Source organism: Ruegeria sp. B1, from assembly GCF_056535885.1.
In genome coordinates this window covers 96,273-120,373 of the sequence record NZ_JBQFJA010000001.1, presented here as the reverse complement: position 1 = coordinate 120,373, position 24,101 = coordinate 96,273, and the positions used below count along the sequence as shown (strand labels likewise).

Below are 24,101 nucleotides of genomic sequence, written 5' to 3'. Positions count from 1 at the left end.
AGCGACGGCTTTTCATACTTGGCTTCGGGGTTTGAAACGCGCAGTCTCGCCATATGCCGTCAACAGGGCCCCGACCATGTAGATCATCAGGCCCGCAAGGGTCGCGGTTGAGTAATTGATGCGACCATCGAATAGCTGCATTATGAAAACGAAGGCCGGGCCAAGGGCGGCGACGGCTGCGATTGTTGATGCCGGAACAAGTGGGATCGCCTTTTGCACGAGGTACAGTGGGAAGGCGATGACGGCCAGACCGATGAGGACAATCACTGTCATATCTTCTGGTGCCAAGGGGATGCCCTTGTCATCTAAACCTGCGCGAAAGGCCGCAAATGCCAGTGCGGTGTAGAGAATAAAGCGCAGCCCGAACTGGGCGAGCGGGCCGACGCCCTTTTGATTCAGGCGAACCGAGTAGAGGATCACGAACGCTGTGCAGCCACCCGAGAAGGCCGACAGGGCTACACCCGTCAAGGCCGTCGCAACGCCACCGCCGCGCGTAAATCCCGAAAGCCCAAGAATCGTGACAACACCGAGCACCAGGATCGAAACCAGAATCGTTGCAGTGCCGATACGTACCATCAAGCGTTTCGGAACACGTGCCTCTGGCAGTCCGATCCATGCGCCGACCACTGTGCCAAGCGGCAGCATTCCCGAGAAGATCGTGAAGACAACAGCAGGTTCTATGATCTGAACCGCGATGAAGTAGGTCGTCCAAGTCAGGGACGCGAACAGGTTGAGGGTCAGGACGATTCTCCAGGATTGAAGCGACAGGCGGAGTTCGTTCGGTCTGAAGATCGCGGTCGCAATCGTGCACCCGACAACGGAAATTCCAAACACCCATGCGCCCGTAAGGAATGAGTCCGCGTTTTGAAAAACGGATCCGAGGTAAACTGCTTGAAACGCTTCGAGGATCACAAAAGCAAAGCAGAAGAAGAGTCCAAGTTGGGTGCGTGACATAGAACATAGCTTTCGGGCTCGTATGGTCTGAACCTAGAAATCATGTATCCTGGCCAAGAAAAAATGAGTAATTCGGAATTTTGCATGAGCTTGAGTTATGGATAGACTTGCCCGCAGATTGCCGCCGCTGTCACGTCTGACACCTTTTGAGGCCGCCGCACGACATGAAAGCTTTTCTTTGGCAGCGGCCGAACTTGGACTGACCCAAACCGCGATCAGCAAGCAGATAGCGTTGCTGGAACAGGACCTCGGTACCAAACTGTTCGAGCGGCGTAACAGAGCAGTCTTTTTGACGGATGCTGGTCGGCGCCTGGGGCGTGTGGTCGGGGCCTCACTGTCTGACATTGCGGGTGAAATTGCCTTGTTGCGCGGTCGCAGGCGCGCGGGCGAGTTGGTGCTGCATTGCCAGCTTTGCGAGGCCTTCTATTGGCTGATGCCACGGCTCTCTGGCTTCCACGAGCAGCACCCAGGTGTGGAGTTGCGGGTCGTCAGTGCCCTAAAACCACTTACCGACTCTTCCGAGGCGTTCGATGTCGCTATCCAGACATCGGGTCGGACGTCTGGCTCGGCGCGTTTGGCCTTCACGGCGGCTGACGATGTTTTTCCGGTATGTGCGCCATCGCTTGTGCGAAACTCAAACCTGCCTCTCTCCCCTCGGGATCTTGTGTCTTTCACCCTGTTGTCGCATTCCGTGATTCCGCAGGACTGGATAGATTGGCAAGGCTGGTTTGAAAACGTCGGGTCATCTCTGCCGAGTCGCCATCGCATTGTTCCATTCGACAGCTATCCTGTAGCGCTGCAGGCAGCGGTGGCAGGACAAGGGATTGCCCTTGGGTGGCGGAGAACAACCGAAGGGATGATTGCCGAAGGTAAGCTGATGCGACCCTGTAGAGAGCAGGTGAGGAGACCAACAGAGTTGTCGGTTTTTCGTGGCACGGCAGGGGGTCAACACCCAAACGCAGAACACCTTCTTAACTGGCTTTCTGATCAATTGGCAGAATAGCCGGGGCTGGCTGTTTGATGCCGGGCACCGGTTGAAAGACCACCTGACCAAGAAAAACAAGAGGCTGGCAAGTCTGCCCGCCTCTTATTCCAATCGACGCGTTTGACGTTTGATCAGGATGCCGCCTTCATCAACCCTTGTGCGATGATGTCGGCCTGTGCTTCGTCCAGAGATTTGTGGATTCGCACAAACATCTCGTCAATATCGGCAGGTGTCAGGACCAGCGGTGGCGAGATGACCATGCGGTCGCCCACATGCCGCATGATCAGGTTGTTAGCAAAGCAGCGATCACGACAGACGTAGCCGACGACGCCCGGTTCAGACGCAAATTTGGCGCGGCTGGCCTTGTCAGGTGTCAATGCGACCGAGGCCATCATGCCAACAATTTTCGCCTCGCCCACCAAGGGGTGGTCGGTCAGCGCTTCCCATTTCTGCTTCAGGTATGGGGCCGCCACGTCCCGGACGTGTTCGACGATCTTCTCTTCTTCGAGGATGCGCAGGTTTTCAAGTGCAACGGCTGCTGCGACCGGATGGCCGGAATAGGTGTATCCGTGGTTGAATTCGGTGCCGCCGATCACTTCGGCGATTTCATCATTGACGATTGAGCCGCCGATTGGTGCGTAGCCCGAGCTGAGGCCTTTGGCGATAGTCATGATATGCGGCCTGATTCCGACGGTTTGCGATCCGAACCAGTTCCCGGTGCGACCGAAGCCGCAGATCACCTCATCCGCGATCAGCAGAATGTCGTACTTGTCGCAAATACGCTGGATCTCGGGCCAATACGTGTCTGGCGCGACGATCACGCCGCCTGCACCCTGGACGGGTTCGGCGATAAAGGCTGCGACGCGGTCCTCGCCCAACTCCAGAATGGCCTCTTCCAATTCGCGCGCGCGGGCCAGCCCGAACTCTTCGGGCGTCATGTCGCCGCCTTCGGCCCACCAATTTGGCTGGTTGATGTGATGGATGTTCGGGATCGGAATGCCACCCTGAGCGTGCATACGTGCCATTCCGCCCAAGGACGCCGAGCCCACGGATGAACCGTGGTAGGCATTCTTGCGGCTGATGATGATGTTCTTGTCCGGTTGACCTTTTTGAGCCCAGTAGGTCCGCACCAGACGAATATTGGTGTCGTTTGCCTCGGATCCACCTGCCGCGAAAAAGACGTGGTTCAGATCTCCGGGCGCGATTTCCGCAATCTTAGCGGCCAGCGCGATAACCGGAACATGGGTCGTCTTGAAAAAGGTGTTGTAATAGGGAAGCTCGCGCATCTGCCGCGCGGCGACATCGGCCAACTCATCGCGGCCGTAGCCGATATTGACGCACCACAGCCCGGCCATGGCGTCCAGGATTTTCTCGCCCTCGCTGTCAGTCAGATAAACACCCTTGGCGCGGGTGATGACACGGGCCCCTTCTTTTCCAAGTGACCCGTTTGCCGAAAACGGGTGAAGGTGATGCGCTGCATCCAGCGCCTGCAATTCAGCGGTTGGCATATAGTTGGTGATGGTGGACATCTGAGCCTCTCCTGCAACAGGGGTTGTGGATTGAGATATGATCAAATTGTTCGCTTCAATCGAATGGTACCGGATCAGTCAGGGATCAGCGCGGTGGCCATAAGTTCCATTACCTGCTCAATATCCTGTTCGGTCGCCAAAGCAACTCTTTCTGCGTCCTGGGTGCGTAATGCCACTACAATATCCTTATGCCGGTCTGGCAGGCTTTGCGTTCCGAACCGACCGCAGACAACCCTGAGCGATGGTCCAACCCTCAACCACAGTCGATCTGCCAGATCACTCAGGATCGGAGCGCTCGCATAGGAGTAGAGCGCTTCATGAAACGCGTAGTTAAGTCGTAGGTACCCGCCGACATCCCCATCCACGATCGTGCGATCAAGCTGTCGATTCAGACACTCCAGATGATCGATGTCTCGGGCGGCCACGCCTGAGGTTGCGCGTCTGGAAAGCTCTGATTCTAATGCCTTTCTTACGTATGTTATCTCCTCAATATCGACATCGGACAATAACGGCACATTGACCCGCCGGTTGTCCTGGAAACAAGCGCCCCGTCCGAGATCAACCGGCGGATCGCCTCGCGCACCGGTGTCATGCCAACACCCAGTGAAGCGGTCAGTCCCTGAATGGTGACCGACTGTCCGGGGACCAGATCGCCATACAGTATCTGTAATCGCAGGGCCTGATAAACTTGCTCATGTGCCGGGCGTTTTTGTCCTGCACTTTCGGGTCCGTATGTCTTTTCTTTGATCGAGTCCAACTGGTTCATTTCAATCTGTAATGCCCTGGCTCGCCAAGTGTCAGCCTCAGGTGACCATATTCTGGATATAAGGAAAACGCAAAACTTGATCAAATCCAAGCGCCGAGAAGAATCCTACATCCTTGCAGAGAGACGAATATGACAAAAAATGCTGCCAATGACTGCGGTGTTCCTGGCTGGCTTCCGGCTTTCGCACTTGCTTTAGATGAGATGGAGACTTGCGAGCGTCACCCGATGCCGAAGTTGAGGTTTGCCGTAGTGTGCAAAGCAACTTCACTCATGTTTCCAGCATAGCCTCAGGCTGGGGTTACGAACACTTAGTCTGGCCGGTCTACAGCCTGTCCATTTCCAGCCTCAGACCTGCGGCATAATCAGGCGAGCCGTTTTCAATCCGCCATAGACAATACGCCGCCATGCGCCAGGAATACCAGGGGCGCAGCGTGCGGAAACGGCTGACGGTTTCGCTGTGCCCGTAGGCCGAGAGAAACCGATCCTCCTCTGCTTCGCTCAAAGGGTGGCCGCGATATAGGGTCTGCATGGCCGGGGATGTGAACAAAGCCAGATCTTCGCACGGGTCACCAATCGCCGGGCACTGCCAGTCAATTAATGTCAGACCGCTTTTGGCCACCAAGATGTTTCCTGCTACCGGGTCGCCGTGGATCAGGCATCTCCGATGGGTCGGTGGGACAGATCTGGATGGGCGTAGTGCGGTCAGAGTATTGCGCGTGTCCGACTCGCACAGGTCCAGTATATCCTGCCCATGTGACGCCAGTCCGGCGCTGCCGTTGCGGCCATTCGGGATCGGTATCGAAACTTCAAGCGCATGCAGCCTGCGTAGGAGCCTGCCCACAGGTTCAGGATCAGTCGCCCACGGCGATCCCGGTGCGTGGTCATAAAGAACCCAATGGTCGGTCTCATGACGGCCAACCGCACGCAGGCGCGGAACGAATCCGGTGGTATCGAGCGCCTGTAGGCATTCGGCCTCAAGCCCGGCACTGTTTCGGAACATGGGGTTACGCAGGGTTGCGCGGTAGAGTTTAAGCACCTTGTGACGGTCATCACCCAGTACTTTCCATACCCGATTGGTGCGGCCGCCATACAGCGTTTCGAATTGCGCCCCGTGTGCAACCAGCCTCTGCGCGTAGAGATGTTGCACAAGGTCAGAGGGCGGACAGTTGGACAGTTGCTTTACCAGTTCAGAGGACGAATCGGAATTTGCCAAGCTTTGGCCCGTTGCGCCAGGCAGATCAAGCGCCGGTTCTGATCGCCATGACCTGGCCCGCGCTGATGACTTCGCCACCTTCCAGTGTCAGCAGGACCGAATTGCTTCCAACCTGCGCCTCGATCACGCGATTAAACACCGACACCGGTGTCTCGGACAGCAACTTGCCGTCCTTATAGCTTTCAAGCGTCGCAGAGTAGTGTCCCGCATCCAGGGGGGTGCCCGCCTCATCCATACCCGCCCAAACAAACTCTGCCTCCGGCTCGGGTATCGCGATGCGATCAATGACGTTGTCGTCGGCATCGCGGAGGACCAGAACAGCCTCGTCCGCCGCCGGGTCGGGCTCGGTAAACAGGGTCACAGGCGCGCCATCGAAGTAAAACGCCGAGTCTGTGCGGACATCCATGCCAACCCAACTGGCCAGTTCGTCCAGATTGACGCTGCTCATCGTTGCTGCAAGAACAGACAACAGGTCATTGGTCTGTACCTGTTGTTCCACCATCGAAAACTGCGCAAGCTGCGACGCGTACTGAGCTGAGTCCATTGGATCCAATGGATCCTGATTTCTGGCCTGCGCTGTCAGCATCAACAGAAATGTCTCAAAATCCGAGGTCACGTTCGACGCTTGCGAGACCCCGGCAGATTGTGTCTGCGCCGCAGGTTGTGTGGATTGGGTGGGCGTTATCATGAATCAAATCCTCATATCGATACCGCGGCCCGGCAGCGTGCGAGAAGCAACCGGAGCATCCTGTGCGGCGGGTTCTTCGGTCTCAGAATCAAAGGAGACCGCCGCTTGGGAACCCGGGCCTTCGCGATTTGCGTTCGAGGACGTTCCAAGATCAAACGACATCCCGCCATAGCCCAATTTCTGAAACTCCGCCGTCAACACGGCAATATGCCGACGCATCAGGTCCAAGGTTTCGGGCCGGTCCGCCGCGATGGTCATGTGCAGCCCGTCCTCGCGACCGGTGAGTACGATAGAGACGCGCCCCAACTCTTCCGGGTGCAGGGCGATTTCTACTGCCCCGGTTCCAGGACGTATCTGGATCATGGCCGCCATCTGACCGGCAATTGCCCGTGCCACTTCGGCGCGTGCGGCCGCGTGCGGCGAAGTCAGCTGGGATGTTGTGTCCCGCGCGCTCTGAAACGTTGGCTCGTCGCCAAGGGCAAAAAGACTGTCGCCCTCGCGGGTCGGTGCAACCTTTTCCGCTTCGGCAGCTTGAGGGGTTGCCTGTAACTGCATTTGCACCGGATTCGTGCCGCGACTCGGGGGCGCTGGTCTGGTGTGCGGTTCGGACGCGATCGAGTGCGTCGAACGCGGGTCTGTTGTCGCTTCGTTTGTTCCTTGTCTGCCGAGCCTGTTTTCCTCCACCGGCCCATCAGCCCGTGTCTTTTGACCGGCGGGGGGTGGCGCGGGTTGGCTGGCAACCGGGTGCGTGTTGGGGGGTGTTGGGTGTTGTGCTTTGCCGTCCTTGGGACCCGTCTGAGGCAGAATCCCTGGATTGGCTGCGCTGATGTCGCCCGCTGTTGTTGAACGCGCTGGTTGATTCATGGCTTGTGCTTCGCGCGACGGGCCTGCTGTTACACCGATTGGCACCTGCGCGGCCTGTGTACCATTGGGCGCGCTGCCATCGGGCTCGCCGGGTTTTGCAATAGCGCCCTCGTCCGTCCGAAGCGGGTTAGCGGGTTGCAGCTCGACCGGTGCATGGTGCGGTTCGACTGCCTGGGTTTCGCCGGGCAGGGTGTCCGGGTCACCATCGACCTCGATTTCCAGAGTTTGCGTGTTATTAGCCTGTGCCTCAACGTCCTGATTCAGAACCTCCTGAAAGGTTGTCGATCCTTTGGGTTCTTGCTGATCCCGTTGGTTTGCATCGGGATTGGCCGCCCTGTTCGGCGTTGATGTTGCCAGCATAAGCGGGTTGGGCATTTTGCTCCGGCTCCGTCGTGTCTAATCGCAAGATGCCTGCAGGAAGTTACGTTTTTTTTAACCGCAATCCATTTTGATCAAGACAGTTCGAAGCAAATTCGGAGCATGTTATGAAGATTTCGTCGATGCCCAATATACCTCCCGCACCATCGCAGGCGTCAAGACTACGGGAGGCAGCCGTTGAGCTTGAGGCTGCATTTCTCAGCGAAATGTTGAAATCCGCCGGACTGGGCAAGACGCGGCAGTCCTTTGGCGGCGGCGCAGGCGAGGATCAGTTCTCTTCGTTTCTGGTGCAACATCAGGCCCGGCAATTGGCGCAATCCGGCGGTATTGGCCTGTCCGAAATTTTGCTCAAGTCAATGATGGAGAAACCCAATGACGGCTGAACCCAACGCAGCATTGATCAAGACGCTCGAAGATATCCTGGACCGGGAACGCACCGCGCTTGTCGAAGGGGACCTTGATCGTTTGAACACGATGGTGCCCGAAAAGGAAAAACTGATCGGTGCGATCAACGATCTGGGCGTTTTGGACAGCTCGGATCTGATTCGCGTTCAGAAAAAGGTCGAGCGTAATCAGGTTTTGCTGAACAACGCCGCGGATGGGATTCGCGCCGTGGCCAGTCGGATGGCCGAGTTGAGAAAGGTTCGTCAGGAGTTCACCACTTACGGTGCGGATGGCCAGCGCAACGGATTTGCGGTTCGTAGTCGCACAAAGCTGGAAAAACGGGCCTGAGGCACGTTTGAATCAAATCCAATGTTTCCCGATCCCCGTGTTTTAGTAATCCATTAGGGGATCGGCCTCAAAGTGGTTCTGCACCTGAAACAGCAGGTGGCGCGACCAGCCGTATGGTTCATCGCATAGGTCAGAAAGACATCAATGCCCGCGTCCCAGACGGGGTGATCATGGGCACAAAAGGCCCAAACGGAAAAGGATGACATCTATGTCCAGTATTCTGACAAACAACGGCGCGATGGTCGCGCTGCAAACCCTCAAATCGGTCAACAAGAACCTGGCGCAGACGCAGAATGCGATCTCGACCGGTAAGGACATCGCAACCGCCAAAGACAACTCGGCGGTCTGGGCGATTTCCAAAGTGATGGAGTCGGACGTCAAAGGCTTCAACGCCATCAAGGACAGCCTCGCCTTGGGTGAATCCACCGTTGCGGTGGCTCGTAACGCGGCAGAGACTGTGACCGACCTGCTAACGAAGATGAAAGAAAAGATCGTTGCCGCACAGGAGGATAACGTTGATCGCGACAAGATTAACGACGACGTCTCTGCTCTGCGCGATCAGATCGCTTCGGTTGTTGGCGCCGCCCAGTTCAATGGCCTGAATCTTGTGAACGGAACGACCGGTACAGCGTCGATCCTTGCCTCGTTGGATCGGGGAGCTGGGGGCAGCGTAACCGCGTCCTCGATATCGGTTTCCGGTCAGGATCTGTCTACCGGTGGATATGTCAGCAAGGCGGTTCTGGCTGGCTCTGACAACACGGCGACTGACAACGACGCCGCAGGCTTCACCATGGACAAGGACACTGGCACCGGAACAATTGTCATCGACAGTTCAACCGACAACTTTGAGGTTGGTGACAAAGTATCGATCAGTGTTGGTGATCAGACTGTCTCATACACAGTGCAGGACTCCGACCTTGATCCTTCCGGCACCTATGACGCAGCCTATACAGATGCGGTTGTCGCAGTTGGCCTGAAGAATCAGATTGATGCGCTTGGGGTTCAGGGTTTGTCGATCGATTACGACCCCACCAACGAAGGCACGTTGTCGTTCGTTACGGGTACCGGTGCTGACGCTGCTGATCGGGACGTGTCTGTTTCGGCGCAGTTTACAAATGCCGGTTCTGGCGGTCTTGGCGCATTGGCATCCATTGATGTAACCACGGATGCAGGTGCGGCTGCGGCGCTGGGAACGATCGAAGGATTGATCGATACGTCGATTGACGCCTCGGCGGCTTTCGGCTCTGCACAAGGACGGATTGAGACGCAGAGAGAGTTCATGTCGAACCTGTCTGATTCGTTTAAATCCGGCATCGGATCGCTGGTTGACGCCGATATGGAAGAGACATCGGCCCGCTTGCAGGCATTGCAGGTCCAGCAGCAGCTGGCGACCCAATCGCTGTCGATCGCCAATCAGGCTCCGCAGTCGATCCTGTCGCTGTTCCGTTAAGCTCTGGAACCTGATCGGGGCGCAATTTCTCGCGCCCCGATCTTGACCGTCTGAAGACGAGACCCATTGGAAGGACTAAACGTGACACCTCAAACGCTCGCTCATCGCGCCTATGCGCAGACTGCCGCTCCGACACGCACGCCGCGGGATACGGAGTATGAGGCGATTTCCAAAATCACGCATCGCCTGAAGGCGGCGGCGACCCGCAGAAAAACCGATTTTGGTGGGTTCGTGCATGCCTTGCATGAAAACAGGCGGCTTTGGACAGTCTTGGCGACAGGTGTGGCGGATTCCGACAATGGCTTACCCAACGAGCTGCGCGCCCGAATTTTTTACCTGGCGGAGTTCACGGAACAGCACAGCAGCCAGGTGCTGGGAAACAACGCAACCGTTGAACCTCTGCTTGAGATCAACATGGCCGTTCTGCGCGGGCTTCGTCAGATCGGAGCCGCATGATGAGCGGGCTGGTTTTAAAGCTTGCCCCCAAGGAACGGGTCCTGATCAATGGTGTGGTCATCGAAAATGGTGATCGCCGTGGTCGGTTCTCGATCATGACGCCGGAGGCAAACGTGTTGCGCCTGAGGGATGCGATCCACCCGGATGAGGTGACCACACCGGTTCGGCGTGTGTGTTACGCGGCGCAGCTTATTCTGTCCGGGGATATGGCACCGGACCAGGCGCGTCAGCAACTGTTGCGTCGGGTAGAAGAGTTAAGTCAGGTATTTACCGATGCGGACAGCCGCCGGGTCCTCGCCGAGGCGACTGACGCCTTGGTTGCGGAACAATACTATAAATGTCTGAAGTCGCTGAGATCGCTGCTGCCACGCGAAGAGCGGTTGATGGCCGATTCTGTGGAAAAACAACGTGTTGCGGACGCAGAAAGTGGTGTGCTGAACCGAGCGCGAGTGCCTTTCTGATCAGGCTTTACGTGTTTGCTGCGGTGCGGGAAAGATCTTGGCCAGTTTGCGGAGGTTCTGGGCGGTGGCGGCGAGGAGGAATTCGTCGTTTGCGCCGCATGGGCCACGTAATCGGAGCCGACCCAGGCCGAGAATGCGTTTGAGGTGGGCGAAGAGCATTTCCACCTTCTTTCTGAGCTTCATTGAGATGTCGTACTGGCGGGTCTTGGCAATGTCTCGAGCCACCTGGCGGGCGTCTTCTGTTTCTTCGCGGCTGATCTTGCGGGCATCCGCGTTGGGGCAGCACTTGGTTTTCGATGGGCAGACCTGACAGACCTCTTTCAGAGCGCGATAGCGAGCGGTGCCCTTGCCCGTCGGACCGCGGTTGGGGTCTGAGTAGTTGCGGCGGAACTGCTTGAGGGCGTGACCTTCGGGACAGATGTATTGGTCATTCTCAGCATCCCATTCGAAGTCGGCGCGGGTCCAGGTGCCGTCATTGCGACCGGACTTGTCGAACACCGGGATATGCGGCGCAATCTTGCGATCAACCAGCCAGCCCAGAAGTGGGCCGGTGCCATAGGCGGTGTCCGCGATTAGTCTCTCCGGATGCAGATCGAACCGTTCCTTTACTCGGTTCAACATGGTCTTGGTCGATCCGACCTCAGCCTGACGGATTGATCTGGTGGCTTCGACGTCGATGATAACTCCGTGATCTGTATCGATCAGGTAGTTGTCGGAATAGCTAAAGAATGCAGGGCCTTTGCGGGCTGCGGTCCATTGGCTCGCCGGATCGGAATGCGATGTGAACTTGGGCTGAACCTCGCTGGCAGCGCCGAACGCAGCCTCGTCCAGCGTGTCGAGATACTCGCGGACGGCGCGGGGCGCGTCGGTCGGATCAACGGTTGAGGCGTCCCACTCTTCCTTCGGCGTTGAGTTCTGCTTGTTGGCATCGGCTTCGATCAAGCTTGCATCGATGGCCATACGCTGACCGCTGACGAGGCCTTCCTCAATGCTGTGTGCCACGGTCATCTCGAACAGGTAGCGCAGCAGTTCGCTTTCGCGGAACCGCCCATGCCGGTTCTTCGAGAATGTGGAATGATCCGGCACACGGTCGTTCAGATCGAGCCGACAGAACCACCGATAGGCTAGGTTCAGATGAACCTCTTCACAAAGCCGCCGCTCGGACCGGATCCCGAAGCAGTAGCCCACGAGTAGCATTCGGATAAGCAACTCGGGGTCAACCGAGGGCGTCCAGTATGGCTGTAGAACTCCGCCAGATGCGACCGGATGCTGCCAAGATCGACGAACCGATCAATCGAGCGCAGCAGGTGATCTTGCGGGACATGATCTTCCAGCGAGAACTCGTAGAACAACGCCGCCTGCGCTTCCTGCCTCGGTCCCATCATCGCCAATTCCTCCCTACAGGACGAATTGAATCAGCGACTTACCACTCAATCAACCAAGAGTTTTTCAACGAAATACGCCGATTCTGTGGAAAAACAACGTGTTGCGGACGCAGAAAGTGGTGTGCTGAACCGAGCGCGAGTGCCTTTCTGATCAGGCTTTACGTGTTTGCTGCGGTGCGGGAAAGATCTTGGCCAGTTTGCGGAGGTTCTGGGCGGTGGCGGCGAGGAGGAATTCGTCATTTGCGCCGCACGGTCCACGTAATCGGAGCCGTCCAAGGCCTAGGATGCGCTTGAGGTGGGCGAAGAGCATCTCAACTTTCTTTCTGAGCTTCATCGCAATCTGGTACTCTTCAGTTTTGGCCAGATCTCTGGCGACCTGGCGCGCATCTTCGTGCTCTTCGCGGGTGATTTTGCGTGCATCAGCGTTGGGGCAGCATCTTTGTTTGGACGGACATACCTGGCAGACTTCTTTCAAGGCGCGATAGCGGGCTGTGCCCTTGCCCGACGGCCCCCGGTTTGGATCAGAGTAATTCCGGCGGAACTGTTTAAGCGCGTGACCCTCTGGGCAGATATATTGATCATGCTCAGCGTCCCATTCGAAGTCTGTGCGTGTCCAGGTGCCGTCGGGGCGTCCGGCCTTGTCGATGACCGGGATGTAAGGATCGATCTTGCGATCCACGAGCCAGCCGAGCATCGGGCCTGAGCCGTAGGCGGTATCGGCGATCATCCAGTCGGGGACGAGGTCGAACTTGTCCTTCACCCGGTCCAGCATCGTCTTTGTCGACCCCACTTCGGCTTGCCGGATGGATCTGGTCGCTTCCACATCCACAATCACGCTGTGATCTGTATCAACGAGGTAGTTATCAGAGTAAGCAAAGAAGGCTGGTGCCTTGTGCGCCGCTGTCCATTGGCTGGCAGGGTCCGAATATGAAATGAACTTAGGCTTGACTGGCGAGGCAGCACCAAACGCGGCCTCATCCAGGGTTTCCAGATATTCCCGAACAGCGCGCGGTGCGGTCTTGGCATCGATCTGTGCAGCATCCCATTCTTCTTGTGACGCTGAATACTGCTTGGTCGCTTCTGCCTCAATCAAGCTGGCATCAATCGCCATACGCTGGCCGCTGACCAAACCTTCTGCGATGCACCGCGCCACTGTCGTTTCGAACACGTGCCGCAAGAGTTCACTCTCGCGGAACCGACCATGGCGGTTCTTGGAAAAGGTAGAGTGATCCGGCACTCGATCAGTCAGATCGAGGCGACAGAACCAGCGATACGCAAGGTTCAGGTGCACTTCTTCGCACAACCGCCGTTCCGACCGGATGCCAAAGCAATAGCCCACCAGCAGCATGCGGATCAGCAACTCGGGATCGACGGAAGGGCGACCAGTATGACTGTAAAAATCCGCCAAATGATTGCGGATACTACTCAGGTCAACAAATCGATCAATCGACCGCAGCAGATGATTGTCCGGGACATGTTCCTCCAGGGAGAACTCATAGAACAGCTCAGCCTGAGTTTCCTGTTTTGGTCCCATCATCATCCAAACTCCCATTCAATAAGAGAATTGAATCAGCCAGATGGCCTTCGATCAAGACAGAGTTTTTCAACAGAATAGGCCTATCAGCAATGACGTTTCAGCCTGTCATACCTACAGGTGGAGTGGTCGGATGGCGGTTTCTCCAGCGGACCTATGAAGCCCAGTTCCAGAGTTTTTCGACGTCAAATGTGAACGAGCGGGAAACACAATATTTTTTGGAGAACATAGGCAACGTCAGCACGGCAGAGGAGCTTGTCTCGGACCGGCGTCTGCTGCAGGTGGCACTGGGTGCTTTCGGGCTCGAGGCAGACCTGAACAACCGCTACTTCATCCAGAAAATCCTCGAAGACGGTACAAAGGCGGAAGATGCCTTGGCCAACCGCCTGAGCGACAAAAGATACCGCGCTTTTTCAGACGCCTTTGGCTTGGGTCCCGGTGAGGTGCGCAAGACTGTCTTGGTGACGGATATGGAGAAGGTCGCCCAGGACAATTTGAAATCCCGGTTCGAAGTTGCGGTCGGGGAAACTGACGACACAATGCGCATTTCTCTCTATGCACAGCACGCCTTGCAAGAACTGGCTGAAAAGGATGTCAGCTCGGATGCAAAGTGGTTCGATATGATGGGGTTGCCCCCGCTGCGCAGCATGATGGAAACAGCGCTTGGTTTGCCTTCGACATTTGCGCAACTGGACATCGACACGCAGCTGCGGGAGTTTAAGGACCGGCTGTTTCAGATGACAGGCTCGGACGATCTGGCGCAGTTTTCGGATCAGGACGCAGTGGAGAAACTGACTGATACCTACTTGGCCCGCAACCAGATCGCACAATTGCAAAGCACGATATCTCCTGCTCAGACGGCCCTGATCTTGTTAGGTGCTGCCAGCTGAACGGCATAGGTTTGACCAGTGGGCAGAGCTTGCCCCGCGCCGAAACAGGATGGCGGGCGAAATGGCACAAACCACCATGGATCACCGCGCGCAACGGTCAGGCAAACCCGTAGGCTCAGTTGGGTTCCCCATCAGACACAGCTATGCCCTTTTTTGGTTCATGCGTTCAGAACGGCATCCGCTGCGGTGCGCAGCGCATAACATGTCACGGGCTGCGACACGTTGTGAAGGTTCACCGCACCAAGTGGCAGAGCATCGACGCATGCAGGTTCAATGTCTTTTGACACAACAATACGATGACCGGTGGTCTTGCCGTATTCACCCAGCCGGGCGGCAACATTTGCGGCCTGTCCGATCACCGTAAAATCCAGCCGCTCCCGCGATCCAACATTGCCATAGGTCACGCGCCCGAAAGCTACACCAATCGAACAGTCGCAGTGCACATCCGCCCCGGACTTGCGCAAGTCGGCCAACTGCTGGACGATTTCTATTGCTGTGTTCTGTGCATTTTTGCGCGCCGTCGCGGCATCTTCGTCAACCACCGGAAAAACCGCGAGTACAGCGTCGCCAATGAACTTCAAAACCTCACCACCATTGTCATGCGCGATGACGGATACCGTTTCAAAGAAGTCGTTGAGCAGGTTGATGTAGGCCGTTCGGCCAAGCTTTTCCTCCAAGCTGGTCGAGTTGCGCAGATCACAGAACATGATGGCTGCGTCGATTTCGTCGCCGTCGCCGCGTCTGATCTCGCCCCCCAGCACGCGGGCCCCTGAGCGCTTGCCGACATATGTCTCTAACAGCACCTGCGCGTTTTCGCGCTGCATGAACACCTCGTAATACCGCGCAATCACAGTCGAGCATTCGAAAACCAGGCCGAGGTTTTCCGTCGTGAACCCATCCGGGTGGTCGCAGGTCAGGGTCAGAACATTCGTCCGGCCGTCCGAAAACGGCAGCGGCATGGCGACATAGTCCGTCGCACCTTTGGCCCGCAGATCCTCGATGATCGGAAAGTTGTACTGCGGATCCTTGTCATTCAGTCTTTGACGTATGCCGCCCAGGCCGTTCGATACATGGCGCAACGGGCTGTTGATGAACGAAGGGTGATCGTGGATTTCATATGTTGGGGCGTGGGTCAGGATTTCTGTCTGGCCCTTCTCCCAGATATAGTGTTTGCCGGCGATCAACGGGTGCAGGGACCACGCCAGGATACTGAGACGTTGAATAGCGATACCGTGCTCCAGCATCTTCTCTGCCAGGTCTCTGGTAAAGGCCTCTGGCGTTTCGGCCTGCGACGCCCCCCGCATCAACCAGTCAATCAAGGGACCGCTGATGTTTCCATCGTCAGGTTCGCGCAAGCGATTGTTGCCTAGATCGACATGCGTGTAAGCGCCCGGCATGAACCCGATATGTCCCTGGATCGCCTTGCTTTCGGGAAGGGCGTCTTCATAGGCCCAAACGGAATTCGGCAAGTGTTCTTCGGAGAGAAAAACGTTGTGATAGGTGGCCGTGCCTTTGAAAGGGCAAAAGGTCTGCAAATCGGTTTCTTCGCCAAGGTCCACGCAAACATCTTCGCGCGGAAAATAGATGGCCGGCGGCAGCCGCGTCTCGTACATGACTTTGGCGTTGTGACTTTCGGCCAACAAAACGTCGTCACGGTAGATGGCAACTCTGCCTTTCAACCGCTCAACCGAGATTCCGTAACCTTTGATTTTTGGTGCGGCGTGGACGTTCATGATCGACCTCCCTTGCCCGAAGTCTCCATAGAATGGGCCTTTGCGGGAGCTATTCCAAGAGGCAAGGAGGAATTAAACCAAGCTATCCCACAAGAACGCTTGAAATCAGACCATTTGAATGACGTCTTTTTCGATGGAAAGCATGTAGCCTTTTTTTGCGATGTTCTTGACCAGCAATTCGCTGACCATCTGATTTCCCAGCGCGTCCCGCAGCCGCTTGATCCGTGTCGCCCCGGCGGCCTCGTCACAATCGGCGGCGTCGCGCCCTGAAATCATGCCTTCGATCTGGGCGCCCGAGAGGACCTCGTCATCTAACCGGGATTCGGCCAAAACCGACAGGGTTTCCATGGCCGCCGGCGTCAGCTTGAAATCCATGTTGTTGAGATAGACTGTGTTTTCTTCGCGGCTGATCAACAGGGACGTGACTTGAATGCCGGTGCGCTCGATTTGCGCCATTCGACGGTTCAGCAATACCAGCATGACCAGAAAGACCAAAGCCGAGATCAGCATTGCGCAGGCGAATACCAGTAGGACGTAGATCACCATTCTATAGCTGGCCAGGGTATCGGCAAAAGCGGTGCCGGACTGCGCCAGGATTTCTAGCAAACGAATCTCGGTCTGAGAGGTCAGATCGCTTTCTACAAACAGACGCTCCACGCGTGCATTAAACGCGTTGGCATCTGGCAGCGACCAGAACAGGAAAATCGCGGCGGTTGCCAGGATCGCCACTATGGCCGCAATGCCCAAGCCAACCAAACGAACACCGGATCGCCGCGCGTCAGAAACGGAGATAGAATTTTCCGGCATTGGCCTTCCTTTGATCCAACCCTTCCGGTCCAAACACAGATTGGACGTTGAGCAATGTCCAGCCCGATGCCTGCAGGCGTTGGGCAACCTCCTGGCGGGCCTGCCCTTTGTCGCAGGCCGAGACCTGCATCACGCCGTAGTGCAGACGCAGGGGATTGTCCTGCTTGGCCTTGTAGTCTGCATAACAATCCGCAGCCGACGCCGCAGATCCAAGCGATATCAGGGCCGCGCAGGCCAGAGAAGAGAGGATGTGTTTCATAGGCCGCATCCTGCGCATGGGTTGGCATGATATTCAATAACTCAAGGGGTTTGCGGGCCCTGATATTGGATAGCACTTTGCCGTTATTGCCTGTCCGACTGTGACGCCCGCAGTGTTGGGGCATCAAGGTTGCGGTCCGCTGCGGGTCGCCAATAGCATCCAAAAGGACACGCATCATGCACAAGAAATTCATCGCTCTGATCGTCGCCACCGCAGTCGTTATCACCGGGGTGTCCGCGTCTCAGGCACGCGCCGCCGACGCCAAGGACATTCTGGGCGGTCTGGCCGCAATCGCGATCATTGGCGCGGCGGTCAACCACTACAACAAGGAAAAGCGACGGGACGAAGTGGCGCGTCAGTACAATCCGGTTCCAATTGATCGCCAAGTGAAAAAGCACAAGGTGCGGCCCTTGCCCAATCGGGTAGCGCGCTATGATCTGCCTCAACGCTGCCTGCGCACCTATGATGGCTATGCACAGCGCCCCTTGCTCAGACCAAAATGCCTGAACAAACATTACAGACACGCCAATAGCCTGCCGCAACAGTGCAAGGTCGGTTTCTGGGATGGCAACAAAGTAAGGCAAGCCTATGAACCCGCCTGCCTGCGTCAGAAAGGATACCGCGTGGTTTACCAGTAAGCGTTTTCGAGCAGGAGTGGTGCCACAGAAGCACCGCGCCGGGAGGGGGTGGCGACAGCTGCCCCCTCCTTTTTTTCTTGCGGACACGCGCCAAACGCGATCTTTCGAGGTCATGAAAACACCGAACTACGATCTTGAAAGATCACTTCTGACTCAGGGATATGTCCGTATTGCCGGCGTAGACGAGGTCGGGCGCGGCCCCTTGGCCGGACCGGTTGTGGCTGCTGCCGTTATTCTGAACACGGACAATATTCCCAGCGGCCTGAATGATTCCAAAAAGCTGAGCGCCCGGCGGCGTTCGGAGTTGGAGACGGCTATACGTGATCAAGCAGAATGCGCAGTCGGTGAAGCGTCGGTTGCCGAAATTGACCAAATCAACATTCTGCGCGCGTCGCATCTGGCAATGGAACGTGCTGTTGCGGCGTTGGACCCGGCGCCCGATTTCCTACTGATCGATGGAAACATGATCCCGCGCGGATTGCTGATCCCGTCTGAAGCTGTGGTCAAGGGAGATGGACGATCCGTTTCAATCGCGGCGGCTTCGGTCATCGCAAAAAACTGGCGAGATCAACTGATGGTGGATTTGGCGCAACAGCATCCGGGCTATGGGTGGGAGGCAAACGCGGGCTATCCGTCAAAACAACACAAGGAAGCGCTGCAAAATCTGGGCGTGACCCCACATCATAGACGTTCGTTCAAACCGGTCCACAATATCTTGTATCAAGAGTAAATCGTAAGTTGCTGATTCAAAAAAGAATTTGACGCCGAATCGTCTTTGACTCATCCTTGTCTCAACCAAATGAGCGCAAAAGCGCCGCGGAACTGAGGCAGTGATATGACCACAATCAAGACAAAGGGCGCAGCTGCGCTCCCTGTAAACACGATTCTATCCGGTGACTGCATCGAGGTGATGAACAGTCTGCCGGAGGCGTCGGTTGACTTGGTCTTTGCGGACCCGCCCTACAACCTACAGCTCAAAGGCCAGTTGCACCGGCCTGACAATTCTCAGGTCGATGCGGTCGATGATCACTGGGATCAGTTCTCTAGCTTTGGCGCTTATGATCAGTTCACACGAGACTGGTTGAAAGCCGCGCATCGGCTGCTGAAACCCAATGGCGCGATCTGGGTGATTGGGTCCTATCACAACATCTTCCGCGTCGGGTCGGCCTTGCAGGATGCCGGCTATTGGATTCTGAACGACGTCGTTTGGCGCAAGTCGAACCCGATGCCGAATTTTCGCGGCAAACGGTTCACAAATGCACATGAAACGATGATCTGGGCCTCCAAGCAGGAAGGCGCGAAATATACGTTCAACTACGAAGCCCTAAAGGCGTTGAACGAAGGCGTTCAAATGCGCAGTGATTGGGTGCTGCCGATCTGCACCGGGCATGAACGTCTGAAGGATGAAAAAGGTGACAAGGCACACCCAACTCAGAAGCCAGAATCGCTGCTGCACCGGGTCCTGGTCGGTTCGACCAACCCCGGCGATGTGGTGTTGGACCCGTTTTTTGGAACCGGCACAACAGGGGCAGTGGCCAAGATGCTGGGGCGCGAGTTTATCGGTATTGAACGCGAAGAAAGCTATCGCAAGGTGGCTGAAAAGCGCATCTCAAAGGTCCGCAAGTTTGACCGCGAGGCGCTGGAGGTCAGCGCCAGCAAACGTGCGGAGCCGCGCGTGCCATTTGGCCAGTTGGTCGAACGTGGCATGCTGCGGCCCGGAGAAGAGCTATACTCCATGAACCAGCGCCACAAGGCCAAGGTTCGTGCCGATGGAACGCTGGTGGGCGACAACGTCAAAGGTTCGATCCATCAGGTTGGTGCGCACCTGGAAAACGCTCCCTCCTGCAACGGCTGGACTTACTGGTGCTTCAAACGCGATGGCAAAACAGTGCCCATCGACGTGCTGCGTCAGCAGATCCGGTCTGAGATGCATAACTGATCTCAAGAATACCGCCGGTGCCTGTGGCCTGACACAAGGCACTCAGCCTTGCCCCGCCGATGTTACGGCGGGGTCTTTTGTTTTGGGCCAAGGAATGATTGCATAGGCAAACCCGTCAGACCGTATAGGAGCGCTGACTTTGACCGATATCGCCCCCAGCCCGTCCCGCTTTAGCCGTTTTTTCATAACCCAGCCGGACGATTTTAATCTGGACCACAAATACGCAGAAGAGGCGCTGGAACGGCATAAGCGCGAGGGGCTGGAACTGGCTGTCAGGGCGCGTTGGGTCGCCATGGGTTTGACCGGGGTCTTGCTGATTTACCTGAACCCGAATTGGGAGGTTCTGTATTATCACTTCATCCTGTTGCTGATCTGTGCAAACGGCTGGTTGATCCAGCGTGCCGGGCGGGTTGGACAATCCAGGGTCGAACTGCTTTTGATCTTTGTCGATCTGCTGATCATGACGCTTGGCATGATCGTTCCAAACCCCTTCAGCGACGATGTGCGCCCCCTGGCGACGCAATTGCGGTTCGATAATTTCCAGTACTTCTTCATTATTCTTGCTGCAGGAACGCTTGCCTATTCGTGGCGCACAGTTATTGCCATCGGATCCTGGACGGCGATGATTTGGACCGTTGGCTGGGTCACAGCCTGGTGGGTTGCGACACCGTTTCCTGAACTGGGTGAAAGAGTCTTTGTCGCGTTGCAAGGGTATCCCGATCTGCAGGGATTGCTGGATCCCAACAACTTCCTTGTGTCTTTGCGCATTCAGGAGGTCACAGTGTTCGTCATGGTCGCTGTGACGCTAGGTGTGTCGATGCGACGGCTGAACCATCTGCTGATGACCAATGCAGGGTTGGAGCGGGAGCGTGCAAACCTGTCCCGGTACTTCTCGCCCAATGTCGTTGATGAACTAAGCCAGAACGACGAACCGCTGAAACAGGTGCGCAAGGAAAACATCGCCGTGTTGTTTATCGACATCGTGGGGTTCACCAAGTTTGCGGCCGGGCGGGACCCTTATGATGTGATAAAAGTGCTTCGCGGTTTTCATGCACGGATGGAAACCGAGGTATTCAGGCATCACGGCACGCTGGACAAGTATCTGGGGGACGGGCTGATGGCAACTTTTGGAACGCCGGTTCCGACGCCTCTGGATGCCACCAATGCGCTGTCGTGTGCACGATCCATGGTGGATGTGATCGAGCGTTGGAATTTGGAGCGGCGTCGGGCTGGAGAGCCTGAGATTCAAGCGGGAATTGGCGTACATTTCGGGTCAGTCGTTTTGGGAGATATCGGCGCCAACCGGCTCGAGTTTGCGGTCATCGGAGATGCAGTGAATGTAGCGGCCAAGCTGGAGGCCATGACGCGTGTAGCGGGCGCGCGCGTCCTGGTCAGCGACACGTTGCGGACACAGGCATTGGCCGAAGGCCCCCCGGGTCAAAGCCTGATGGAGGAGTTTACGCCCCTTCCCGATCAGGCTGTGCGCGGCGTGGAGAACCGTATGGATGTTTGGATGCTCTGAAAAACGCGCCGCTTGCCGATCCCTGTACCTGTTGATGGCCAGTTCAGTGTTAGAACCGCACGCCCGCTTCGGTCACGCGCCAGGCGACGGATTCAAAGCCTTATTGTAAGGGTGCCAGTCTGTGATCTCAGGATAATATCGCTTACGCCAAGCCCGAACCCGCGGGTTCATCACCCGACGCCATAGGGGCGGGATCATCGCCGCCACGGTCATGACCGGATACCCATAAGGTAGTTGCGGCGCAGCGTCCTCAGTATGATGCTGCAACAGCGGAAAGCGCCGGTTGGGTTTGTAATGGTGATCCGAATGACGCTGCAGGTTGATCAACAACCAGTTGGAAGCCTTTTGCGAAGCGTTCCATGAGTGTCGCGGCAGGACATGCTCATATTTGCCGTTGCCCATGTGCTTGCGGGTCAGCCCATAATGCTCGACATAGTTGACCAGTTCCAACTGCCAGATCGCAACGCCGGCCTGTAGCAGAAACAGGCCTAGGCCGGCCCACCCGCCGATTACAAAGGCGAGCATCAGCATCCCACCCTGCAGTGCCCAATAACGCCAGAAAGGGTTCGCGGGATCGGTCCAGTGACGATCCTTGCGCGCCAGTTTGTCCCGTTCGGCACCGAATGCAGAGGCGAGGCATTGCCACAGCACGCGCGGGTAAAACCGGTGAAATCCTTCGTTGTAGCGGGCCGTGACAGGATCGCGCGGGGTGCCGACAAACCGGTGATGCACCAGAAGGTGTTCGGACCGGAAATGAGAGTACAAGACCATGGCCAACAGGATGTCACCCAACCAACGTTCAAAACGCCCTTTTTGGTGCATCAGCTCGTGACTGTAGTTGATACCGATGGTTCCCGAAATGACGCCCATTCCGAAGAACAGGCCGATCTTTTCAATGACGGACAAATGATCCGCCCGGGTTGAATACCAGATCAGGCCATACAGCGTGGTGAACTGAACCGGGGCCCACAGTTTTGTCAGAAGGATGTACCATTTTAAGCCATCATCGGCGGTGCCGGGGTCCGCATTTTGCACGTTCAGCCCGGTGAGGCGGTCAAGGACCGCAAAGGCCCACCAGGTCGACAAAGGAACCAGCAGAACCCACCATCCTCCGACAATGGCGGTTGCCCAGATCAGCGGTATCAACAGGAACGATATCCAGAAGGGCAGGGCCGACTGCCAGCGGGAAAGCGTTTCTGGTGCGATCATAGTGGTGCTCCGATCTGTTAGGGCTAAACTAGCTTCGCAGACTGGGCTTGCCCAGTGGTCTGTTGTCCACGCCACAGATCATGAGCCTTGCGCATCACCGTTGGCAAATCACTTGGTTTGAAGACGTGTTTGTCGAGAAGGACCAGCCCATCCGGGACTGATCTGCTGGGCAATTCGGCCGTCCAAAGGCGTAAAACAAGATGAAAATGCGTGAATGTGTGGCGCACCTCGCCTGGAAGCAGACGCCAATCCGCCGAAAAAGGTGGTGCCTCCGGCGGGTTGTCTGACCATTCCGATCCGGGCCATCCCAGCATTCCACCCAGCAGCCCTTTGTTAGGCCGGCGCTCCAACAGCATCGCGCCGTTTTGATGTTGAGCTACGTAGACATGGCCGAACCGGGTTGGCTTGGGCTTTTTGGGTGTCTTTTTGGGCAAATCGGCCTGCGTTCCATTTGCGCGAGCAAGACAGGGATCGCGCAATGGACAGATACCGCAGGCGGGGGACTTGGGTGTGCAGATTGTGGCACCGAGATCCATAATGGCCTGAGCGTAATCACCCGGTCGAACACTCGGTGTCACGTCGCCCGCAAAGCCCTTTAGCAAAGGCTTCGATGCGGGCAGCGGATCGTGAATGTCGTGGAGACGCGCCATCACGCGTTCGACGTTGCCGTCCAGAACGGTCTCGGCCCGGTCAAAAGCAATCGCGGAAATGGCGGCGGCGGTGTACGGCCCAATGCCCGGCAAACCCATCAATGCGTTGTAGGTGTCGGGAAACTGGCCGTCGAACTCATTTGCCACGACCCGGGCGCATTTCAACAGGTTTCGCGCCCTGGCATAATACCCCAAACCGGCCCATTCCCCCATGACATCTCCATCTTTTGCGCTGGCCAATGCTCTGACATCGGGCCAACGCGTCGTGAAGCGGAGAAAATAGGCGCGCACCGCAGCAACAGTGGTTTGCTGCAGCATGACTTCCGACAGCCAGACGCGATAGGGATCGGGCCGTACCCCAGCAGCACGATCCGAAGGGCTCACACGCCACGGCATTTCCCGCGCGTGGCTGTCATACCAATCGAGCAGCGCCCCGCTCACGTCGAATTCATGGATGTCACGCAAGTTTTATCTAACTCCCTGTCGGGTTTCGCTGGCGCCGGGTTGCGTGCCCATTACAATAGCGGGACAGGAGTTGGAAACCAGATGCAACGCAGACGTTCGTCCACCCGCGGGTTTAAGCGCACCGCGACGCTACTGAACGATCAGATCAGGCGCGCCGGGGAAAGCCGCGGATTTGCCGTGTCGCGCCTGCTGACCCATTGGGCGGAAATTGTCGGACAAGACACTGCTGCGATCGCACGTCCCGTGAACGTGGGTTATGGCAAAGGCGGTATCGGTGCGACACTGACCGTTCTGACCACCGGGCCGCAAGCGCCGATGCTGGAAATGCAGAAGGAGCAACTGCGCGGTAAAGTCAACGCCGTCTACGGGTACAACGCGATCAGCCGAATTCGCATCACCCAGACCGCTCCGACCGGATTTGCCGAGGGGCAAGTCAGTTTCGAACACAAGCCGAAACGGCCGAAACCCGAAATAGACCCCGAAACTGCTGCCGAGGCCGACAAAGTGTCGCGCGCTGTTCACGATGGTGATCTGCGTGCGGCCCTTGAACGCCTTGGCCGCAACGTTTTATCAAGTCAGAAACGCTGAGAAAGG

The 24,101-nt window shown here is 56.8% G+C and carries 23 protein-coding genes and 2 pseudogenes; 12 read left to right on the top strand and 13 right to left on the bottom strand.

Annotated elements, in window-relative coordinates; all coding sequences use genetic code 11:
• Nucleotides 1–12 precede the first annotated feature (12 nt).
• The gene (locus ACR3ES_RS00625) at nucleotides 13–834 is read right to left on the bottom strand and encodes a hypothetical protein (RefSeq protein WP_480493510.1); all 822 of its coding nucleotides are present in this window, start codon (nucleotides 832–834) and stop codon (nucleotides 13–15) included.
• Between the two features lie 217 nt (nucleotides 835–1,051).
• Between ACR3ES_RS00625 and ACR3ES_RS00620 the strand changes: the two genes are divergently transcribed.
• Complete coding sequence (locus ACR3ES_RS00620) at nucleotides 1,052–1,957, top strand: LysR substrate-binding domain-containing protein (RefSeq protein WP_170430936.1); 906 nt, start codon at nucleotides 1,052–1,054, stop codon at nucleotides 1,955–1,957.
• Between the two features lie 113 nt (nucleotides 1,958–2,070).
• Here ACR3ES_RS00620 and ACR3ES_RS00615 read toward each other — a convergent pair whose 3' ends face one another.
• From ACR3ES_RS00615 to ACR3ES_RS00595, 5 genes and pseudogenes are all read right to left on the bottom strand, one after another.
• A complete protein-coding gene (locus tag ACR3ES_RS00615) occupies nucleotides 2,071–3,468 on the bottom strand; it encodes an aspartate aminotransferase family protein (RefSeq protein WP_170430938.1) in 1,398 nt (465 codons plus the stop codon).
• Nucleotides 3,469–3,542: 74 nt separating this feature from the next.
• A pseudogene (locus ACR3ES_RS00610) lies at nucleotides 3,543–4,234 on the bottom strand (GntR family transcriptional regulator).
• A gap of 322 nt (nucleotides 4,235–4,556) precedes the next feature.
• Nucleotides 4,557–5,447 (bottom strand): phosphotransferase family protein, encoded by an 891-nt coding sequence (locus tag ACR3ES_RS00605; protein ID WP_480424604.1) that lies wholly within the window; start codon nucleotides 5,445–5,447, stop codon nucleotides 4,557–4,559.
• 25 nt (nucleotides 5,448–5,472) lie between these two features.
• Nucleotides 5,473–6,135: a flagellar hook capping FlgD N-terminal domain-containing protein gene (locus tag ACR3ES_RS00600; protein ID WP_170430942.1), complete on the bottom strand. Its 663-nt coding sequence runs from the start codon at nucleotides 6,133–6,135 to the stop codon at nucleotides 5,473–5,475.
• Between the two features lie 3 nt (nucleotides 6,136–6,138).
• The gene (locus ACR3ES_RS00595; RefSeq protein ID WP_170430944.1) at nucleotides 6,139–7,374 is read right to left on the bottom strand and encodes a flagellar hook-length control protein FliK; all 1,236 of its coding nucleotides are present in this window, start codon (nucleotides 7,372–7,374) and stop codon (nucleotides 6,139–6,141) included.
• A 125-nt stretch (nucleotides 7,375–7,499) separates the two neighbouring features.
• Here ACR3ES_RS00595 and ACR3ES_RS00590 point away from each other — a divergent pair, with 125 nt between their 5' ends.
• The 5 genes from ACR3ES_RS00590 to flbT all read left to right on the top strand — a co-directional run bounded on the left by ACR3ES_RS00590 (nucleotide 7,500) and on the right by flbT (nucleotide 10,476).
• Nucleotides 7,500–7,760 carry a rod-binding protein gene (locus tag ACR3ES_RS00590; protein ID WP_480424602.1) on the top strand — a complete coding sequence of 87 codons (261 nt, stop codon included), beginning with the start codon at nucleotides 7,500–7,502 and terminating at the stop codon, nucleotides 7,758–7,760.
• A complete protein-coding gene (locus tag ACR3ES_RS00585; protein ID WP_170430948.1) occupies nucleotides 7,750–8,109 on the top strand; it encodes a flagellar biosynthesis protein FlgN in 360 nt (119 codons plus the stop codon). Before ACR3ES_RS00590 ends, ACR3ES_RS00585 begins: the two co-directional genes overlap by 11 nt.
• Before the next feature lie 208 nt (nucleotides 8,110–8,317).
• Nucleotides 8,318–9,559 (top strand): flagellin, encoded by a 1,242-nt coding sequence (locus tag ACR3ES_RS00580; protein ID WP_170430950.1) that lies wholly within the window; start codon nucleotides 8,318–8,320, stop codon nucleotides 9,557–9,559.
• An 81-nt stretch (nucleotides 9,560–9,640) separates the two neighbouring features.
• Entirely contained in the window at nucleotides 9,641–10,015 is a 375-nt protein-coding gene (gene flaF / locus ACR3ES_RS00575; RefSeq protein WP_170430952.1) for a flagellar biosynthesis regulator FlaF, read from the top strand.
• Nucleotides 10,015–10,476 carry a flagellar biosynthesis repressor FlbT gene (gene flbT / locus ACR3ES_RS00570; RefSeq protein ID WP_480424598.1) on the top strand — a complete coding sequence of 154 codons (462 nt, stop codon included), beginning with the start codon at nucleotides 10,015–10,017 and terminating at the stop codon, nucleotides 10,474–10,476. The genes flaF and flbT overlap by 1 nt, the downstream gene beginning before the upstream one ends.
• Here flbT and ACR3ES_RS00565 read toward each other — a convergent pair.
• Nucleotides 10,477–11,861, bottom strand: a pseudogene (locus tag ACR3ES_RS00565) (IS1182 family transposase).
• Nucleotides 11,862–12,012: 151 nt separating this feature from the next.
• On the bottom strand, nucleotides 12,013–13,398 hold the full coding sequence (locus ACR3ES_RS00560) for an IS1182 family transposase (RefSeq protein ID WP_480425708.1): 1,386 nt from the start codon (nucleotides 13,396–13,398) through the stop codon (nucleotides 12,013–12,015).
• 89 nt (nucleotides 13,399–13,487) lie between these two features.
• Here ACR3ES_RS00560 and ACR3ES_RS00555 point away from each other — a divergent pair, with 89 nt between their 5' ends.
• The gene (locus ACR3ES_RS00555) at nucleotides 13,488–14,285 is read left to right on the top strand and encodes a DUF1217 domain-containing protein (protein ID WP_170430956.1); all 798 of its coding nucleotides are present in this window, start codon (nucleotides 13,488–13,490) and stop codon (nucleotides 14,283–14,285) included.
• Between the two features lie 158 nt (nucleotides 14,286–14,443).
• On the opposite strand, the gene ACR3ES_RS00550 is transcribed toward ACR3ES_RS00555, so the two are convergent.
• From ACR3ES_RS00550 to ACR3ES_RS00540, 3 genes are all read right to left on the bottom strand, one after another.
• Complete coding sequence (locus tag ACR3ES_RS00550; RefSeq protein ID WP_170430958.1) at nucleotides 14,444–16,018, bottom strand: DUF427 domain-containing protein; 1,575 nt, start codon at nucleotides 16,016–16,018, stop codon at nucleotides 14,444–14,446.
• Nucleotides 16,019–16,123: 105 nt separating this feature from the next.
• Entirely contained in the window at nucleotides 16,124–16,825 is a 702-nt protein-coding gene (locus ACR3ES_RS00545; protein ID WP_170430960.1) for a helix-turn-helix domain-containing protein, read from the bottom strand.
• On the bottom strand, nucleotides 16,797–17,084 hold the full coding sequence (locus ACR3ES_RS00540; protein ID WP_170430962.1) for a hypothetical protein: 288 nt from the start codon (nucleotides 17,082–17,084) through the stop codon (nucleotides 16,797–16,799). Before ACR3ES_RS00540 ends, ACR3ES_RS00545 begins: the two co-directional genes overlap by 29 nt.
• 176 nt (nucleotides 17,085–17,260) lie before the next feature.
• Between ACR3ES_RS00540 and ACR3ES_RS00535 the strand changes: the two genes are divergently transcribed.
• The 4 genes from ACR3ES_RS00535 (at nucleotide 17,261) to ACR3ES_RS00520 (ending at nucleotide 21,183) form a co-directional block, all read left to right on the top strand.
• Nucleotides 17,261–17,722, top strand: a complete 462-nt coding sequence (locus ACR3ES_RS00535) for a hypothetical protein (protein ID WP_170430964.1) — start codon at nucleotides 17,261–17,263, stop codon at nucleotides 17,720–17,722.
• A 112-nt stretch (nucleotides 17,723–17,834) separates the two neighbouring features.
• Complete coding sequence (locus tag ACR3ES_RS00530; RefSeq protein ID WP_170430966.1) at nucleotides 17,835–18,452, top strand: ribonuclease HII; 618 nt, start codon at nucleotides 17,835–17,837, stop codon at nucleotides 18,450–18,452.
• Between the two features lie 105 nt (nucleotides 18,453–18,557).
• Nucleotides 18,558–19,661 carry a site-specific DNA-methyltransferase gene (locus ACR3ES_RS00525; RefSeq protein WP_170430968.1) on the top strand — a complete coding sequence of 368 codons (1,104 nt, stop codon included), beginning with the start codon at nucleotides 18,558–18,560 and terminating at the stop codon, nucleotides 19,659–19,661.
• A gap of 139 nt (nucleotides 19,662–19,800) precedes the next feature.
• Nucleotides 19,801–21,183 carry an adenylate/guanylate cyclase domain-containing protein gene (locus tag ACR3ES_RS00520; RefSeq protein ID WP_170430970.1) on the top strand — a complete coding sequence of 461 codons (1,383 nt, stop codon included), beginning with the start codon at nucleotides 19,801–19,803 and terminating at the stop codon, nucleotides 21,181–21,183.
• A gap of 72 nt (nucleotides 21,184–21,255) precedes the next feature.
• Here ACR3ES_RS00520 and ACR3ES_RS00515 read toward each other — a convergent pair whose 3' ends face one another.
• Both ACR3ES_RS00515 and mutY read right to left on the bottom strand, forming a co-directional pair.
• Nucleotides 21,256–22,392, bottom strand: coding sequence for an alkane 1-monooxygenase (locus tag ACR3ES_RS00515; protein ID WP_170430972.1), 1,137 nt, complete (start codon nucleotides 22,390–22,392; stop codon nucleotides 21,256–21,258).
• Between the two features lie 23 nt (nucleotides 22,393–22,415).
• Nucleotides 22,416–23,507, bottom strand: a complete 1,092-nt coding sequence (mutY, locus tag ACR3ES_RS00510; protein WP_170430974.1) for an A/G-specific adenine glycosylase — start codon at nucleotides 23,505–23,507, stop codon at nucleotides 22,416–22,418.
• An 81-nt stretch (nucleotides 23,508–23,588) separates the two neighbouring features.
• Between mutY and ACR3ES_RS00505 the strand changes: the two genes are divergently transcribed.
• Nucleotides 23,589–24,095, top strand: a complete 507-nt coding sequence (locus tag ACR3ES_RS00505; RefSeq protein ID WP_170430976.1) for a DciA family protein — start codon at nucleotides 23,589–23,591, stop codon at nucleotides 24,093–24,095.
• Nucleotides 24,096–24,101 lie beyond the last annotated feature (6 nt).